At 66.8% G+C, this 16,344-nt stretch carries 15 protein-coding genes; 10 read left to right on the top strand and 5 right to left on the bottom strand.

Annotation, left to right across the window (positions count from 1 at the left end; genetic code table 11):
• Positions 1-13: 13 nt before the first annotated feature.
• Positions 14-820, top strand: a complete 807-nt coding sequence (locus FLW16_RS07030) for a DUF3097 domain-containing protein (RefSeq protein WP_142558833.1) — start codon at positions 14-16, stop codon at positions 818-820.
• On the opposite strand, the gene hemW is transcribed toward FLW16_RS07030, so the two are convergent.
• Positions 817-2,037, bottom strand: coding sequence for a radical SAM family heme chaperone HemW (hemW, locus tag FLW16_RS07025; protein ID WP_142558831.1), 1,221 nt, complete (start codon positions 2,035-2,037; stop codon positions 817-819). The two genes, FLW16_RS07030 and hemW, sit on opposite strands and share 4 nt — an antisense overlap.
• A gap of 112 nt (positions 2,038-2,149) precedes the next feature.
• Between hemW and FLW16_RS43510 the strand changes: the two genes are divergently transcribed.
• The 4 genes from FLW16_RS43510 (at position 2,150) to FLW16_RS07015 (ending at position 5,903) form a co-directional block, all read left to right on the top strand.
• Positions 2,150-2,290 carry a hypothetical protein gene (locus FLW16_RS43510; RefSeq protein ID WP_185949295.1) on the top strand — a complete coding sequence of 47 codons (141 nt, stop codon included), beginning with the start codon at positions 2,150-2,152 and terminating at the stop codon, positions 2,288-2,290.
• 36 nt (positions 2,291-2,326) lie between these two features.
• Positions 2,327-3,838 carry a recombinase family protein gene (locus tag FLW16_RS07020; protein ID WP_142558829.1) on the top strand — a complete coding sequence of 504 codons (1,512 nt, stop codon included), beginning with the start codon at positions 2,327-2,329 and terminating at the stop codon, positions 3,836-3,838.
• 515 nt (positions 3,839-4,353) lie between these two features.
• Positions 4,354-4,509: a hypothetical protein gene (locus FLW16_RS43505; protein WP_185949294.1), complete on the top strand. Its 156-nt coding sequence runs from the start codon at positions 4,354-4,356 to the stop codon at positions 4,507-4,509.
• Positions 4,506-5,903, top strand: a complete 1,398-nt coding sequence (locus tag FLW16_RS07015; protein ID WP_185949293.1) for a replication initiator — start codon at positions 4,506-4,508, stop codon at positions 5,901-5,903. Before FLW16_RS43505 ends, FLW16_RS07015 begins: the two co-directional genes overlap by 4 nt.
• A 203-nt stretch (positions 5,904-6,106) precedes the next feature.
• Here FLW16_RS07015 and FLW16_RS07010 read toward each other — a convergent pair whose 3' ends face one another.
• Complete coding sequence (locus FLW16_RS07010; RefSeq protein ID WP_076437814.1) at positions 6,107-6,376, bottom strand: GntR family transcriptional regulator; 270 nt, start codon at positions 6,374-6,376, stop codon at positions 6,107-6,109.
• 131 nt (positions 6,377-6,507) lie between these two features.
• Between FLW16_RS07010 and FLW16_RS07005 the strand changes: the two genes are divergently transcribed.
• Together FLW16_RS07005 and FLW16_RS07000 are read left to right on the top strand one after the other, a co-directional pair.
• Positions 6,508-6,849: a hypothetical protein gene (locus FLW16_RS07005; RefSeq protein ID WP_142558827.1), complete on the top strand. Its 342-nt coding sequence runs from the start codon at positions 6,508-6,510 to the stop codon at positions 6,847-6,849.
• Positions 6,850-6,973: 124 nt separating this feature from the next.
• Complete coding sequence (locus tag FLW16_RS07000) at positions 6,974-7,162, top strand: hypothetical protein (RefSeq protein WP_142558825.1); 189 nt, start codon at positions 6,974-6,976, stop codon at positions 7,160-7,162.
• A 253-nt stretch (positions 7,163-7,415) separates the two neighbouring features.
• Here the strand turns inward: FLW16_RS07000 and FLW16_RS06995 are convergent, their stop codons facing one another.
• Positions 7,416-8,756: a PIN-like domain-containing protein gene (locus FLW16_RS06995; RefSeq protein WP_142558823.1), complete on the bottom strand. Its 1,341-nt coding sequence runs from the start codon at positions 8,754-8,756 to the stop codon at positions 7,416-7,418.
• A gap of 2,089 nt (positions 8,757-10,845) precedes the next feature.
• Between FLW16_RS06995 and FLW16_RS06990 the strand changes: the two genes are divergently transcribed.
• Positions 10,846-11,958, top strand: a complete 1,113-nt coding sequence (locus FLW16_RS06990; RefSeq protein WP_221890931.1) for a glycoside hydrolase family 18 protein — start codon at positions 10,846-10,848, stop codon at positions 11,956-11,958.
• 183 nt (positions 11,959-12,141) lie between these two features.
• On the opposite strand, the gene FLW16_RS06985 is transcribed toward FLW16_RS06990, so the two are convergent.
• Positions 12,142-12,789 (bottom strand): MOSC domain-containing protein, encoded by a 648-nt coding sequence (locus FLW16_RS06985; RefSeq protein WP_142558821.1) that lies wholly within the window; start codon positions 12,787-12,789, stop codon positions 12,142-12,144.
• Positions 12,790-12,857: 68 nt separating this feature from the next.
• Positions 12,858-14,681: a translation elongation factor 4 gene (gene lepA, locus FLW16_RS06980; RefSeq protein WP_260614969.1), complete on the bottom strand. Its 1,824-nt coding sequence runs from the start codon at positions 14,679-14,681 to the stop codon at positions 12,858-12,860.
• A 119-nt stretch (positions 14,682-14,800) separates the two neighbouring features.
• Between lepA and FLW16_RS06975 the strand changes: the two genes are divergently transcribed.
• Both FLW16_RS06975 and rpsT read left to right on the top strand, forming a co-directional pair.
• The gene (locus FLW16_RS06975) at positions 14,801-15,877 is read left to right on the top strand and encodes a hypothetical protein (protein ID WP_260614968.1); all 1,077 of its coding nucleotides are present in this window, start codon (positions 14,801-14,803) and stop codon (positions 15,875-15,877) included.
• Positions 15,878-16,015: 138 nt separating this feature from the next.
• Positions 16,016-16,288: a 30S ribosomal protein S20 gene (gene rpsT / locus FLW16_RS06970; RefSeq protein ID WP_142558817.1), complete on the top strand. Its 273-nt coding sequence runs from the start codon at positions 16,016-16,018 to the stop codon at positions 16,286-16,288.
• Positions 16,289-16,344 lie beyond the last annotated feature (56 nt).

Below are 16,344 nucleotides of genomic sequence, written 5' to 3'. Positions count from 1 at the left end.
TAGCGTTCCCCGCATGTACGGGCGGGACGTGCTTTCCGGAGACTGGCGGCGGCCACGGCGGGGGCAGATCCCCGAGATCCCGGCCGAGCCCGATCTCGTGGTCGAGGACGCCGAGGGCCGCTTCTGCGGCGCCGTGGTGGCCTGCGACAAGGAGGCCGTGACGCTGGAGGACCGGTTCGGCCGGCGGCGGGTGTTCCCGCTGACGCCCGCCGGATTCCTCCTCGACGGCGAACCGGTGACGCTGGTGCGCCCCCAGGGCGGCCCGAAGGGGCCGCTGCGGAGCGCCTCGGGGTCGATCGCGGTCGAGGGCCTGCGCGCGCAGGTCGCCAGGGAGAGCCGCATCTACGTCGAGGGCGTCCACGACGCCTCGCTCGTGGAGAAGATCTGGGGACACGACCTGCGGGTTGAGGGGGTCGTCGTCGAATACCTGGAGGGCGTGGACGACCTCCCGGCCATCGTCGAGGAGTTCGGCCCCGAGCCGGGCAGGCGGCTCGGCGTGCTCGTGGACCACCTGGTGCCCGGCTCGAAGGAGAGCCGGATCGCCGCCCGGGTGTCCGGCGACGACGTGCTCGTCGTCGGGCATCCGTTCGTGGACATCTGGCAGGCGGTCAAGCCCCGGGCGCTCGGCATCCCCGCCTGGCCGGACGTGCCGCGCGGCGTGCCCTGGAAGGAGGGCGTGATCGCGGCCCTCGGCTGGCGGATGGACCCCCAGGAGGCGTGGCGGCACATCCTGGGCCGGGTCACGACCTTCGCCGACCTGGAGCCCGAGCTGCTCGGCCGCGTGGAAGAACTGATCGACTTCGTGACGGCTCCGGCTTAGGCGGTCAGGTCCAGCACCAGGGCGTCGGCGAGCAGCCTGCCGCGCAGCGTGAGCACGGCCAGGCCCGCCTTGAACGCCTCCACCTCCAGCAGCCCGTCCGCCAGCGCCCGCGCGCACGCCGTACGCGCCTGGGGGGCGAGGTCGGCGAGCGGGAAGCCCGAGGCGAGGCGCAGCTCCAGCATGACCCGCTCGACGGCCCTGTCCTCCGCCGACAGCACCTCACGGGCGTGCGCGGGCGAGGTCCCGGCCGCCAGGCGGGCGGCGTAGGCCGCGGGGTGCTTGACGTTCCACCAGCGGGTGCCGCCGACGTGGCTGTGCGCCCCCGGTCCGGCCCCCCACCAGTCGCCGCCGGTCCAGTACAGCAGGTTGTGGCGGCAGCGGGCCTCGTCTCCCGCCGCCCAGTTGGAGATCTCGTACCAGCTCAGGCCCGCGGCCGTCAGCAGCTCCTCGGCGATCAGGTAGCGGTCGGCCGCCACGTCGTCGTCCGGCATCGGCAGCTCGCCGCGACGGATCCGGGCGGCGAGCCGGGTGCCGTCCTCGACGATCAGGGAGTACGCCGAGACGTGGTCGGGCCCGGCGGCCAGCGCGGCCTCCAGGGAGGCCCGCCAGTCGTCGTCGCTCTCCCCCGGCGTGCCGTAGATCAGGTCGAGGTTGACGTGCTCGAACCCGGCCGCGCGGGCCTCCCGTACGGCCTCCGCGGGCCGGCCGGGGGTGTGCCGCCGGTCCAGCACGGCGAGGACGTGCTCGCCCGCGCTCTGCATGCCGAAGCTCACGCGGGTGAACCCGCCCGCCCGCAGCTCCTTCAGGTAGGCCGGGTCCACGGACTCGGGGTTGGCCTCGGTCGTCACCTCGGCGTCCGGCCGCAGGCCGAACTCCTCGCCGATGGCGTCGAGGATCCGTACGAGGTCGGCGGCGGGCAGCAGGGTCGGCGTGCCGCCGCCGAAGAAGACGGTCTCCACGGGCGGCGCGGCGTCCCCCAGCACGCGCCGGGCCAGCCGTATCTCCTCGACCGCGGTGGCGGCGTAGTCGCGCTGCGCGGCGCCGGGGCCCAGCTCGGCCGCCGTGTAGGTGTTGAAGTCGCAGTAACCGCAGCGCGTCGCGCAGAACGGCACGTGGACGTAGAAGCCGAACGGACGGGAGCCGAGCCCGTCGAGGGCCTCGGACGGCAGCTCGCCGCTCGGGGGGACGGGGTCGCCGTCGGGAAGCACTGAAGGCACCTCTCCAGTCTGCCGTCACTCGCGCCCTGCCATTGACGCCCTGATCACGGCGGTCTACGATCGCGGCAATTTACAGGAAACTTTCCTATAAAAAAGCGCTCGGGAGGCCGGCGTGCTCATGAGAAGGACCCTCGCCGTGGCGGTCGCCGCCACCCTGGCGGCCGGGCTGGCGCCGGCAGCGGCCCAGGCCGGCACCGGCGGGGACCGCTACAAGCGGGTCGCCTACTTCATCCAGTGGGGCATCTACGGTTAGAACCTTCCTTGGAGTGCAAACTTCAAGGAGGCCCCCATGGCAGAGGTTGTCCCTGTCGTCTCGTACGCGCGTATCTCGTCCGACGGCCGTGGAGACGAGCACGGCGTACAGGATCAGCACAAGGTCAACCGGGAGACCGCCGGGCGACTCGGCTGGACGATCGTCCACGAGTTCACCGACAACGACAAGTCCGCCGCCAAGGCCAACGTCGTACGCGACGCCTTCGAGGCGATGGTCAAGGCGCTGCGCGCCGGACGCCTCGCGGACGGGACACCTATAGAAGGTGTGGTGATCGTCGCTGAGGACCGGCTGGCACGCCGTCCCGGCGACTACGAACGCTTCGTGGAAGCCTTCACCTATCGCGACGGGCGGGTCTTCGCCGACGCACGCGGACCGAAGGACCTCTACAGCGAGGACACCGAGAGCATGGGCCTGTTCGGGGCCGTGATCTCGAAGATGGAAATACGGAAGATGCAGCGGCGCATGCGCCGCTCTCACCGGGCGCGGGCCGAGCAGGGCGTACCGGTGGGCGGCCCTCGTCCGTTCGGCTGGCTGGCCGATCGAGTCACCATCCATCCCGAAGAGGGGCCGCTGCTGCGCGAGGCGGTAGACGCCATCATCGCCGGGGGCTCTCTCCGCGCGATCGTGATGAAGTGGCAGCAGCTCGGGGTGCGTACGACGCGGGGGAACGAGTGGTCACGCCGTTCCCTGCGGGCCACCCTGTGTAGCCCCCGGCTCTGCGGGTGGCGGGAGATCAACGGCGAGTTGGTCCGCGACGCGGATGGCAATCCGGTGGTGGGCAAGTGGGAAGCCCTGATCACACCCGACGAACTGCTTGCCGTGCGGGCCGCCTTCGAGCGCACCTCGCGGGAGAAGGCCGATCAGTACGCGGTCCTGGGGATGCGCTTCGATCAGCGGGAGCACCGCTATCTCCTGTCGGGCATCCTCCGGTGCGGCAAGCCCAAGGCCGATGGGACCGGCATCTGCAACGCACCCCTACGGGTTCGGCCGGCACGCGGAGGGGTTCACCTCTACGTCTGTCCCGCCCCGAGCGACGGCGGATGCGGGGGCGTCGGGCGGCGCGGCGACCGGGTGGACGTGTTCATATCCGAGCTGGTCCTGGCGAAGCTCGACGAGTCCCCCGACGCGGACACGGAGGACGTCCCGTGGGCCGGTGAGCAAGAGCTGAAAGACAAGAAGGAACAGCTCGCCGAACTCACCCGGCAGTGGAACGCGCGCACGATCAGCAACGAACTGTTCTTCATGCTCGTCCCGTCACTTGAGCAGCGGATCAACGAGTTGCGGCGGGAGGGCCAGGCGTACACGGCGGCCAAGGAGCGCAAGCGGGCTCGGCGCATCGTTGACGCGGCCGACATACGGCGGCGCTGGTACCTGCCCGAGGACCAGGGCGGCCTCTCCATGGGCACGAAGCGCGCGATGGTCATGGAGGCGTTCCACGCGGTGATCGTCCATCCCGTCGGCAAGGGCATGGGGTCGTGGGGCAACTTCGACCCGAACGCGCTCGAACCCGTCTGGCGGGAGGACTGACACCCTTACCTTGGCGTGACATGTGCCTTCCCCTCCTCCCTACGCAGACATACGTCAGCGGACGCCAATGAACGCCAGTGAACGCCAGTGAACGCCAGCAAACAACGGTGGACAGTTCCGAGACGAGCCATGCGCGGAACGCTGACCTGGCTAAATACGTTCTCCGAGTGGTACATCTGAAAGAGCAAGGGCTCCGTCCGCGACAGGGCGGAAAGACATTCACAACAGCGAGCTACCGGCCGCGACAGATTCGAGCACAGGGGAACCACCGGGCAAACAACACAACAGATAAGCCGTTCCGCTGGAGGGACCCGGCCCAGCGGTAGGCCCCCTGGACGTGCTCACCGGTTCACCGTCGCACAAAACACTCCACATATCGTCTCGCTGAAGCACCACCGCACTACAGACCTGCCTTCGGTCTGCTCTGCGCTGGTGCTTTGTCTTTCCCGGGTTCGCGCGAGGGGGCTTCCTACGAGGAAAGGAGGTCTCCGCTGGTACCCGAGGAACTGGGTCCAATGGCTGCGCTGGCTGAGGAGTGGTGCAAGCGGCAGCTCGAACGCTCGCCCCGGTGGGGCGTCAACAAGTGGCGGCGGTTCGCCGCCATCCACGGTGCCGAGTACGTCGGCGACGCGCACGACACCGCCTCCGACAGCGGGAGGGATGCCGCGTGAGCGAACTCCCTCCCCTCTCCCCCGATGTTCTGGCCGCTGCCCAGCGCGCCGCCATGCCGGACTTCGCCCGGTGGCAGGAAATGGTGCGCGCGACGGGCGGCTGCGCCCAGCCGATCCGGCTCCAGGGACGCCGGATCACCTTCGATGCCGGGTTGGAAGTGCTGGACGTCTACCGGACGGCCGACGAGCCGACCGGCTACCTGCTGACCGCGTGCGGCAACCGGCGCGCGTCCCGGTGCCCGGCCTGCTCGGAGGTCTACCGCGACGACACCTACCACCTGATCCTGTCCGGCCTGCGCGGCGGCAAGGGCGTACCCGAGGACGTCAGCGCGCATCCTCGCGTCTTCGCCACCTTTACGGCCCCCTCGTTCGGTGCGGTCCACGCGCGCCGGATGAAGGGGGACAAGGTGCTGCCGTGCCGTCCTCGGCGGGACAACCCGGTGTGCGAGCACGGCAGGCCGGAAGGCTGCGGGGCCCGGCACAGCGAGGATGACTCCCAGGTCGGGCAGCCGGTCTGTGTGGACTGCTACGACTACCGGGGCGCGGTGCTGTGGAACGCCCATGCCGGTGGGCTGTGGCGGCGCTTCACCCAGGCGCTACCGGCGACGTTCGCCCGGCACCTGGGCGTCTCGCGGGCAGAGCTTCGGCGGTGGCTGCGGCTGTCGTACGCCAAGGTGGCCGAGTATCAGGCGCGAGGCTTGGTCCACTTCCACGCCGTGATCCGTCTCGACGGTCCGGACGGGCCGTCCGATCGTCCGCCGGACTGGGCGACCGTGCCCGTGCTCCAGGAGGCGATTCGGGAAACCGCGGCTGCGGTCTCGGTACCCGTGCCGGACGAGGCCCCATCGTTCGTCGGCCGGTGGGGGACGCAGCTCGACGTGGACCCCATCTACGTCGCGACCACGCTGGAAGGGATCGCGGATCAGCGGGTGGCGGCCTATATCGCGAAGTACGCAACGAAGGGGGCCGAGTCAGCCGGGACCGTGGACCGGCCTATCCGAGAGGTCACCGATGTCGCGCGGCTCGACGTCACCGAGCATGCCCGGCGCATGATCTACACCTGCTTCGCGCTGGCGAACAATCCGGCCTACCGGCTGATCCCGTTGCGGCAGTGGGCGCACATGCTCGGCTACCGGGGCCACTTCTCGACCAAGAGCCGCCACTACTCGACCACGCTCGGCGCGCTGCGTCAGGTGCGAGCCGATCACCAGGCCGAGCGAGCTCGGGAACGGCGGGGCCTGTCTCCTCGTGATGAGCGGGAGACGGTGACGGTCGGTCAGTGGCGCTTCGCCGGGAGCGGCTACCGGAACGGTGAACATCTGTGGGCCGAGCTGATCCGGCAACGCATCGCCACCGCTCGCCGGATCGCCCGTGAACGGGAAGAGTCAGCCTGACCTCGCCGAATGTGACTGCGGGAGTGGTGCGGCCGGCGCAATGCCGTAGGCACCCGAAGGGCCGCGAAGCGGTTGGGCCGGCGGCGCCACGGCGGAACGCTACTGCCCTCGGCCCGTGGGCTCTACGCTTGGTGCGCCTTCCGTCGTCTCGCTGACAACCGATAGAAGGCTGAAGGCCCCCGATTCGTTCGGGGGCCTTCACTTCACTCGTCTTCGGTGTCTCGTCGGGGCGGGCCGCCGGTTTCGGGGTCGGCGACGAAGGTTCCCTTGCCGAGCACGGTGTAGACGTCTCCGGCCTTGAGCAATTCGTTGATGACGCGGCGTGCGGTGCCCTTGGCAATGCCGAACTCCTCGGCCATGCGGGGTTCACCAGGGATGGGGTGACCCACCTGGTATTCGCCCGTCCGGATACGCCGTCGTATCTCTTCGAGGACGGCTTCCCATTTGAGCTGGTCAGGCCGGAACTCGATCACGGGCTCAAGAGTAGGAACGAAAGCGTTCCATGTCGTTACCACAGGTACCTAGAGGTACCTAGGAGAAGGGCTAGGTAGGAGTAGGAAGGTTGGCGTACGCTCAACCCGTCAGCGAGACAGATGGGAGAGCCATGCGTCAGATCACGAACGGCAACCGGACCGCCAACCAGCAGGCGGGCATCCTGGCCGCCCTCGGCGACCTACTCCGATCCCAAGGGGTCCGCACACGACTCATCCGGCACATCACGGTGCGCATGACCGGGTTCCCAGTCTGGGAGAAGGCGGCCTCAGAGCTGGACATCTACGGCCTGGGCGGGCAGGTCGCGACGGTCACCATCGACCAGGAGAGCAAGCCGCGTCGTTTCCTGATCAAGCTGCCGAAGTCCGGGACCGTCGTACCACTGTCCTCGGTCGACCAACCGCAGTCCGCCGTGCGGTGGGTCGTCGGCTGGGCCAACGGCGGAGCACGATGAGGCGGCGGTTCTGATGGCGACCTCCGTTGTGGACCCGGACGAGTGCCTGAGTCCGCACTGGAAGATGGGCCGAAAAGATCACGTGAAGCTCGTGTGGCACAAGCCATTCGAGGGGGTGGGGCGCGTGCGCGTTCTCGCCTGGACGTGCGACTGCCGGGCCGTCGTCTACGAACTACTCCAGTCCGGCGGGCAGGCGTTCATCCGCAAGACCACCCAGGCCGAACCGACACCGAAGGTCGAGGAGACACACCGCTGGCCCATCGAGGAGGCGCGCAGGGTATGGCATGCCCTGCTGCTCGGCGAGATGCGATAGACGGTCCAGCGCACACGCGGCCCCGCTCGCTCGGGCGGGGCCGCACCTGTGTCTGCGCTCCGCGCCACTCCTCCCCCGCCCCCGATAGCTGCCGACATCAGTGGCCCGACCGAGGTGTCAATGCCGTCTTCGCGTGTCCGTCCACCAACGACGTACACCGCAACCCCACGCCCAACCCGCACAGACGGCGTTGACACCGACCAAGGGCCACGAACAATCGAGCAGCGGGGGTGTGGGCGGATGTGGCCACGAATTACTCGGATCCAATCCTCCCAAGAGTTTCAATAACACTTACGGTCTCTTTCGAGTTGCCATCCCATTTGACGACCTCAATGGAGCCAAAGAGGCCATATCGCGTCAACACGGGTTCTGGAATATCAATGTTGGTGACGACCACTACGCCCGCTATTTCCTCGGAATACTTCTGCGAGAACCTGCGATCTATGGCGGATATCAATCTCGGCCCCGGAGCCTCTCGCGACACTTTATTGAAATATAACGGAATGACCAAGATGCGTCGCTCGTTCGCAAGCGTGAGGATTACGTCTAACCCGCCGGGCGCTTCCTCTACTTTCACTGGAAGTTCCCGTAAGAGATCCCGAACCGACTTCCTGTAGCTCGCCTGTCGAAGAATGCCACGACTCGAGGAATTGACCTCCATTGTCTCCAACATAGACTCTATTTCATCACTAACGGATTGATGAGTGTTCTCGACCGCCTCCTGAGCAGCCTCGATCGTCTGCGTACTGACTCTTGCATCGAGGTATTTGTTTGCGTTGCGAAGGAATCCACTAGTGGTCATCAGGAGGAAAGGAACTCCAGCCTTCTCCTTCATCTCCTCGTACAGTTCGGGCCTCGGCCCTAGCGTTCGCCCCTGCTCCCTGCGCCACCAATCCTCCTTCACATCATCAGTAACCAGTAGGACGGCGACCTTTCGGTGAGCTGCTTCGGCCAAAATCTGGTACCAAAGAATGTAATCCCCCGTAGGGTCACCCTTTCCCTTATCTTTATATCCGGGGGGAATGCCATGCTCCGCTCTTCGATTCGCCTCTGCTTTTACCTTTTCGACTTCATCCTTGCTCAAGGATGGGCCAATCCTATCCTGGAGCAACTTGTTGAGGCGGTTTATTACGGAGTCCACATCAATACCCACACCGCCCGATTCTTGATCGTTCGGCGAAATCTTCCCAATCGCGGAGCGAACCGCCCCGTAGGCGTCATTGAGCAGCTTGGTTATCGCAGTTCTTGTTGAACCGTCCAACGAAATTCGATTTGCAAACGCATTGATCTCAGATTTAGCGGCCTCCAGTGATCCCTCCAGTCGCGCATCGAGCGTCTCGAAAGCGGACTGATGATCCCGGATGGCAGCGAGTCGCCGACGGGAAAACTCAAGGCCAACCTGATGAGGCACCCAGAGATTATCATTTAATCTCTCCAGTACCTTCAGCAGTTCATCCCTCGATGAGGGGAGATACCTATATAAATTGAGTAGCACGTTGGCATCGAGAACGATCAAGCCATTATCGAATACATGCTTCAGCAGGTCCTCGCCCGGAGGATAGTAGGCACCGTACTCAGTAGTCAGGTTCGCCATAATGGGTCTCCTTCAAGGCTAAAGGTGCACAGCTCTTCAACCGAGAAGAGTAGCCCAGCACCGCCCCCAATGGGGCTATTAGCCTCAATCAGGGTGCGGTTACAATCTGCCCGGGCTCATCCGATGCCTGAATTGCTGCTGATAGACGGGCGGGGCGGGCCGGGACCGGCCGGAGAGCCGCACACCCTGCCCGCTGGACCGCGAGCCGCCGCAGTCTCGCCTGGGCCTGCGGCTGCCGCACTGTCGTCTACGAGTTTTACTCCCCTGCCGGCGGGTGGGCGTTTATCCGCAAGCCGACCCAGGCTGAACCGATACCGAGGTCGAGGAGACACACCGCTGGCCCATCGAGGAGGCGGGTATGGCATGCCCTACTGCTCGGCGAGATGCGATAGACGGTCCAGCCCACACGCGGCCCTGCCCACTCGGGCGGGGCGGCACCTGTGTCTGCGACCCGCGCCACTCCTCCCCCGCCCCCGATAGCTGCCGACATCAGTGGCCCGACCGAGGTGTCAATGCCGTCTTCGCGTGTCCGTCCACCAACAACGTACACCGCAACCCCACGCCCAACCCGCACAGACGGCATTGACGCCGACCAAGGGCCACGAACAATCGAGCAGCGGGGGCGGCACCTAATAGGCGCGTCTCAGCTCGCTGCCGAGCGATACAACCCACGCCCACATCGGGTCAAGAATCGATTATGGACATACTGACCAAATGCAGCAATAGGCGACAAGATACGCCATATCACCCAACCTGCACGCCTATCGATCTGCCAGGTATAGTCGGAGTTGTCTCGTAGATCGGATGGGGCGAAATGAAACAACCAACAAACAAAAGTGGAATTCGTGCATCCATTCTTGCCTATTTGACGCCAAAAAACATTGAATCTGCAGCAGAACCGACCGATATCGACCCTCGGATTGAGCTCCTACGGGCAGAGCTGGACCTCGCAGTAGAACTTCAAGAGCGTCGCGAAGATTCGGTCAACACTAAAGCTGGCCTCTTTCTCGGATCTAGCGGGGTCTTGGTCGGCATATCTCGAGACCTCCCAGCTCTTTGGCTAACAATAACATTCAGCCTATTAGTGCTTTCTGCACTCTTCGCCCTTCTAACGTTACTTCCGCGCCCAAGCGCCACCATCGACCCAGAGTTGCTTCGAGACCACTATCGAGACCGCGACCTTCCAGATGTCGCAGAAACAGTCCTGGATACAAGGATTCACCTTTACGTGACCGATGAACGACGCATCGGTCGCAAATATAAGCTGATGCGAGCGTCCGCGATCGTTCTAGCGGTTGCGATTCTACCGCTGGGGTCCGGTTACGTTTCTAAGGCGTATACAGGAGCTGCCCCTCCTACACCCTCCCCCTCTCCAGCAGTGGCTACCCCTAAAACACCCTCTGCCACGCCTACCGCCTCCCGTTCCCAATTGAAGCCTTCACCCTTTCCCACACGACACGCAACACCGCGATCTACCCCATGAACATATCATCGGTCACCGGAAGAGTAGCACGTGAAATTTCGCTTATGGCCAAAGAAGAGCAGTAATCCCGAGAGTGCCTCACAGAATGGCCAAGACGTTTCACAGAACAAATCTAATGACTCCAAACACGATCCTCGCATAACAAAGAAAATCCTAAGATTCGCTCCAACCTTAGCTACGCTATTCCAACTAGCAGTGCGCGCAGTTAACCAAGCGATCGAATGGTGGGTGAGGCGCTAACGTTCTAGCGTGATAGGTGCACCCCTTCGCAGTTGAAGCATCGAGGATCGGTTTCGTGGCGCGCGGGCGGCGCGGGCCGGGACCGGCCGGAGAGCCGCACGCCCGGCCCGCTGGCCGCCCGGCGCGCTGCGAGCCGCCGCAGGCGGCTCGCCTTGACCCTGTAGAGAAAGTCCTCGCCGATACGCGGTCGTTTGTCGCTGTGTTCGGGCTTAGCGGTAAGTGCTGACGGCGCGAGATACGGGCGGCATGACGGCATCGGAGCACGTCAGGCGGGAAATCGCGCTGGATGGTGGTCACCAAGCCCTGGGCTGACCTTCCAAGGATGACATGTTGCGCTAAGGGCGGTACTAGGGACGGAACTTCCACGTGAAGGACGTGGAGGCCAGCGGCGCCGCCGGGAAGCTGACCCACCTCAACTACGCCTTCGGATTCGTCGGCCCCGACGGCACCTGCTACTCCGCCGACCCCTGGGCCGACTGGCAGCGCCCCGTGCCCGCCGAGCAGAGCGTCGACGGCGTCGCCGACACCGACGACCAGCCGCTCAAGGGCAACCTCGGCCAGCTCAAGAAGCTCAAGGCCCGCCACCCCGGCCTCAAGGTCCTGATCTCCCTCGGCGGCTGGACCGGCTCCACATACTTCTCCGACGCCGTCCTCACCCCCGAGTCCCGGGCCAAGCTCGCCGCCTCCTGCGTCGGCCTGTGGCTCAAGGGCGACCTGCCCGGCCTGCCCCCCGGCGCAGCCGCCGGCGTGTTCGACGGCATCGACCTCGACTGGGAATGGCCCGGCTCCGCCGGAAACGACGGCAACGTCATCCGCCCCGAGGACAAGCAGAACTTCACCCTGTTCCTCGCCGAACTACGCCGCCAGATGAAGGCCCACGACCGGCGCGACGAACTGACCGCCTTCCTCCCCGCCGCGGCCGCCAAGATCGACGCCGGCTTCGAGGTGCGCAAGGTCTTCGACCAGCTCGACTTCGCCACCGTCCAGGGCTACGACCTGCACGGCCCCTGGGAGAACCGCACCGGCCACCAGGCCAACCTGCTCACCGACCGGCGCGACCCCAACGACGTGAAGTTCAGCGTCGACCAGACCGTACGCGACTACGTCGGACGCGGCGCCCCCAAGCAGAAGATCGTCATCGGCGTCCCCGCCTACGGCCAGGGCTGGACGGGCGTCACCTCCGGCGGCGACGGCCGGTACGCCACCGCCACCGGCCCCGCCCCCGGCACCTGGGCCGCCGGCAGCGACGACTACAAGAACCTCGTCAACAAGCCCGGCAAGCGCTACCGCGACCTGCTCACCGGCACCCTGTGGCTCTACGACGGCAACGAGTTCTGGTCCTACGACGACCCCGCCGTCATGCTGCAGAAGGCCGCCTACATCCGCCTCAAGGGCCTCGGCGGCTCCATGCTCTGGTCCATCGACCAGGACGACGCCAAGGCCTCCCTCATCACCGCCCTGTACTCCGTCCTGCGCTGACCGGCCGTGCGGTGGGGGCCGGGGGCCTCCACCGCACCACGTGGCACGACGGCAGCGCGTGTCCCGGCCTTCCCTTGGCCCGCCAGGCAGCGGATGCTCGACCGGCTCCTCGTCCGGTTCACCTGATCCGGGCCCTGCCCGTGCCGCGATCGAACTTCTCGGGACCGCGCGGGCAGTTCGTGATCAGGATGCGACGACGCCGCCGCGGTCTCCGAGCACGCGCTCGGCGATCCGGTCCCACTTGTCGCTGTGGCCGGGAATGCTGAGGATCTGCAGCATCAGGTCCCGGTCGCCGTGGTAGGCCCGGAACGACTCGGCGATCGTCACGCTGCCGGAGGGCCGGTGGAGCACCTCGATCTCGTCGCCGACGCCGAGCTCGCCCTGCTCGACCACCCGGAAGTACGCCCCGGTGCGGTTCGCGTCGGTGAAGCGCTTCACCCAGCCGCGCTCGTCCAGCCAGTTGCGGAACACCACGCAGGGGACGCGGGGGGCGGTGACCTCCAGGACGGCCGTGCCGACCCGCCACCGCTCCCCGAGGACCGCGCCGGTCACGTCGGCCCCGGACGTCGTGAGGTTCTCCCCGAACTGGCCGTCACGCAGGTCGCGGCCCATGCGGGGCTCCCACCAGTCGTAGTCCTCCCGCGCGTAGGCGTACACCGCCTGGTCCGGGTGGCCGTGGTTGGCGACGTCGGCGCGCTCGTCGCCCGCCAGGCCGTTCTCGCGTACGGCGATCCGGCCCTCGATCTTCCGCTTGTCGATGGCGGTGCGCCGCAGGTTGCCGGCCCACTCGGCGTCCACGGCCCGGCCCACGTTCACAGAGAGGATGCGCATGACCAAACGTTAACCGATGGTCATGTTTCTCCGCGATTGCAATTAAGTTCTGGTCAAACCAGGGACGCCTACTTCTTGTTCTTGTCCGGGGCCTCGGACGAGAGGGCGGCGACGAAGGCCTCCTGGGGGACCTCAACCCGGCCGACCATCTTCATCCGCTTCTTGCCCTCCTTCTGCTTCTCCAGCAGCTTGCGCTTACGGCTGATGTCACCGCCGTAGCACTTGGCGAGGACGTCCTTGCGGATGGCGCGGATGTTCTCCCGGGCGATGACGCGGGCGCCGATCGCGGCCTGGATGGGCACCTCGAACTGCTGCCGCGGGATGAGCTCCTTGAGCTTCTTGGCCATCTCCACGCCGTAGGCGTACGCCTTCTCGCGGTGGACGATCGCGCTGAACGCGTCCACGGTCTCGCCCTGCAGCAGGATGTCCACCTTGACCAGGTCGGCCTCCTGCTCACCGGACGGCTCGTAGTCGAGCGAGGCGTACCCGCGGGTCTTCGACTTCAGCTGGTCGAAGAAGTCGAAGATGATCTCGCCGAGCGGGAGCGTGTAGCGGATCTCGACCCGGTCCTCCGACAGGTAGTCCATGCCCTGGAGCTGCCCGCGGCGGCCCTGGCACAGCTCCATGATCGCGCCGATGAACTCGGCCGGCGCGAGCACCGTGGCCTTCACCACCGGCTCGAAGATCTGGCCGATCTTCCCGGCCGGGAACTCCGACGGGTTGGTGACGACGTGCTCCTTGCCATCCTCCATGATCACCCGGTAGATGACGTTGGGCGAGGTCGAGATCAGCGACAGGTTGAACTCGCGCTCCAGCCGCTCCCGGACGATCTCCATGTGCAGCAGGCCGAGGAAGCCGCAGCGGAAGCCGAAGCCGAGCGCCGCCGACGTCTCCGGCTCGTACACGAGCGCGGCGTCGTTCAGCCGCAGCTTGTCGAGGGCCTCGCGCAGCTCGGGGTAGTCGTCGCCGTCGATCGGATAGAGCCCGGAGTAGACCATCGGCTTGGGGTGCTCGTAGCCGCCCAGGGCCTGCGCGGCGGGCTTGGCCGCGTTGGTGACCGTGTCACCCACGCGGGACTGACGCACGTCCTTCACACCGGTGATCAGGTAGCCCACCTCGCCGACGCCGAGCCCCCGGTCGGACGGCATGGGCTCGGGCGAGATGACGCCGATCTCCAGCAGCTCGTGCTGCGCGCCGGTGGACATCATCAGCACGCGCTCGCGCTTGGACAGATGCCCGTCGACCACCCTGACGTACGTCACGACGCCCCGGTAGGTGTCGTACACCGAGTCGAAGATCAGCGCGCGGGCGGGGACGTCGGCGTTCCCGACGGGCGCCGGGACGTGCTCCACGACGTGGTCGAGCAGCTCCTTGACCCCCACGCCGGTCTTGCCGGACACGCGCATCACGTCGCCGGGGTCGCAGCCGATCAGGCCCGCGATCTCCTCGGCGTACTTGTCCGGCTGCGCGGCGGGCAGGTCGATCTTGTTGAGCACCGGGATGATGTGGAGGTCGGCGTTCATGGCCAGGTAGAGGTTGGCCAGCGTCTGGGCCTCGATGCCCTGCGCCGCGTCGACCAGCAGGATCGCGCCCTCGCACGCCTCGAGCGACCGGGACACCTCGTAGGTGAAGTCCACGTGGCCGGGCGTGTCGATCATGTTGAGGACGTGGCCGTTCCACGGGAGCCGCACGGCCTGCGACTTGATGGTGATGCCCCGTTCCCGCTCGATGTCCATGCGGTCGAGGTACTGTGCGCGCATCGACCTGTCGTCCACCACACCGGTGAGCTGCAGCATCCGGTCGGCGAGTGTCGACTTGCCATGGTCGATATGCGCGATGATGCAGAAGTTGCGGATCAACGCGGGGTCGGTCTGGCCAGGCTGAGTGCGCACCGAGGTCCGTTTCGACAAGATGATTGACTGCTGATCGGGCGGGCCGTCCGCCTCGCCTCGCGCTCGGCGGGCCCTCCCGAGGCTGGCGGACCAGCCACCCTCCATGGTGGCATGTCCGGGTGCTTGCCTTGACCACCAGACGTGTTCTGCGAATAACCGCCGTCGTCGTGGCCGTGCCGCTCGCGCTCGCCCTGGCCGGCGCCGCCGCGCTGCGCCTGCAGTTCGCCGGTACGCCCGCCGGGTGGGCCAGGACCACCGGCCACGACGCCCTGTGGATGGGCCACGCGTGGGTGGACGGCCGCCGCACCGAGGCCGACGTGCGGGCCCTCGCCGTACGGCTGCGCGCGAGCGGGATCAAGGACGTGTACGTCCACAGCGGGCCGTTCAAGTACGACGGGACCCTGCCCCCCGACCGATACGCCAACGCCGGAAATTTCCTGAAATGGTGGCGCAAGAACGTGCCCGGTGTCCGAGTGTCGGCCTGGCTCGGCCAGACCGTCAACGACAACGGCAAGCCCCACCTGAGCCTGGGCGACCCGGCCGCGCGAGCCCGGATCGTGGCCGGCGCGCGTGACCTGGTCGCCGCCGGGTTCGACGGGATCCACTACGACTTCGAGCCGGTGTCCGACGGGGACGGGCCGTTCCTCGGCGTGCTGCGGGAGACACGGGCGGCGATCGGCGCCCGGCTCCTGTCGGTCGCCACCCAGCAGATCGAGCCGCTGCCCGGCCTGCGCGGCCCCACCGCCCTGGCGATCGGCCACGACAAGTACTGGACGCCGGACTACTTCCGCCAGGTCGTCGGCCTGACCGACCAGGTCGCGATCATGACGTACGACTCGGGGACGCCCCTGCCGTCCCTGTACGGCGGCTACGTCGCGCGGCAGACCTCGCTCGCCCTGGACCTCGTGCCCGAGGACAAGACCCTCCTCATCGGGGCTCCGGCCTACCACGACCACGGCGTGGCGTACCTCGACTACGCCGAGAGCGTCGAGGCCGCGGCCGAGGGCGCGCGGCTCGCGCTCAGCGGGCACGGCCCGCGCACCGAGTTCGGTCTGGCCCTGTACGTCGACTTCGCGGCCACGGAGGAGGACTGGAGGGAGTACGAGCGGGCCTGGGTGCGCGGCGGCGCCGGAGGGAGCGTGGAGTCGTCGGGCGGGCGGGCCGATGTGCGGATCGCGGTGGCCGCGCCGCGATAGCATGAGCGGGGGCGGTCCTGTCGTCGTGAATTTGAGCGGCGGCCCGGGCTGTTGGTATGCTGTCCAACTGCGTGTGGCGCGCCCTCTCACGAGCCCGCGCGCCCCATCCGACCAAGACTTAACACTGAGGCTTTCTTCGTGGCGAACATCAAGTCCCAGATCAAGCGCAACCGGCAGAACGAGAAGCGCCGGCTGCGCAACAAGGCCGTCAAGTCGTCCCTGAAGACCGCGGTCCGCAAGTTCCGCGAGGCCGCCGACCAGGGCAACGTCGACGAGGCCCTCGTCGCGCTCAAGGCCGCGTCCCGGCAGCTCGACAAGGCCGTCAGCAAGGGCGTCATTCACAAGAACCAGGCTGCCAACCGGAAGTCGGCGATCGCCCAGCGCGCCGCCGCCCTGCAGGCCGCCAAGTAGTTCACGCAGAGCGCACGCCGCATCTCCTCTCGCGGGGGGATGCGGCGTTTTCGCGT

The sequence above is a fragment of the Microbispora sp. KK1-11 genome, from assembly GCF_006874435.1.
Lineage (GTDB): Bacteria > Actinomycetota > Actinomycetes > Streptosporangiales > Streptosporangiaceae > Microbispora > Microbispora catharanthi.
Note: the sequence above shows the minus strand (reverse complement) of the source record. Positions and strands in the feature narration are given on the sequence as shown.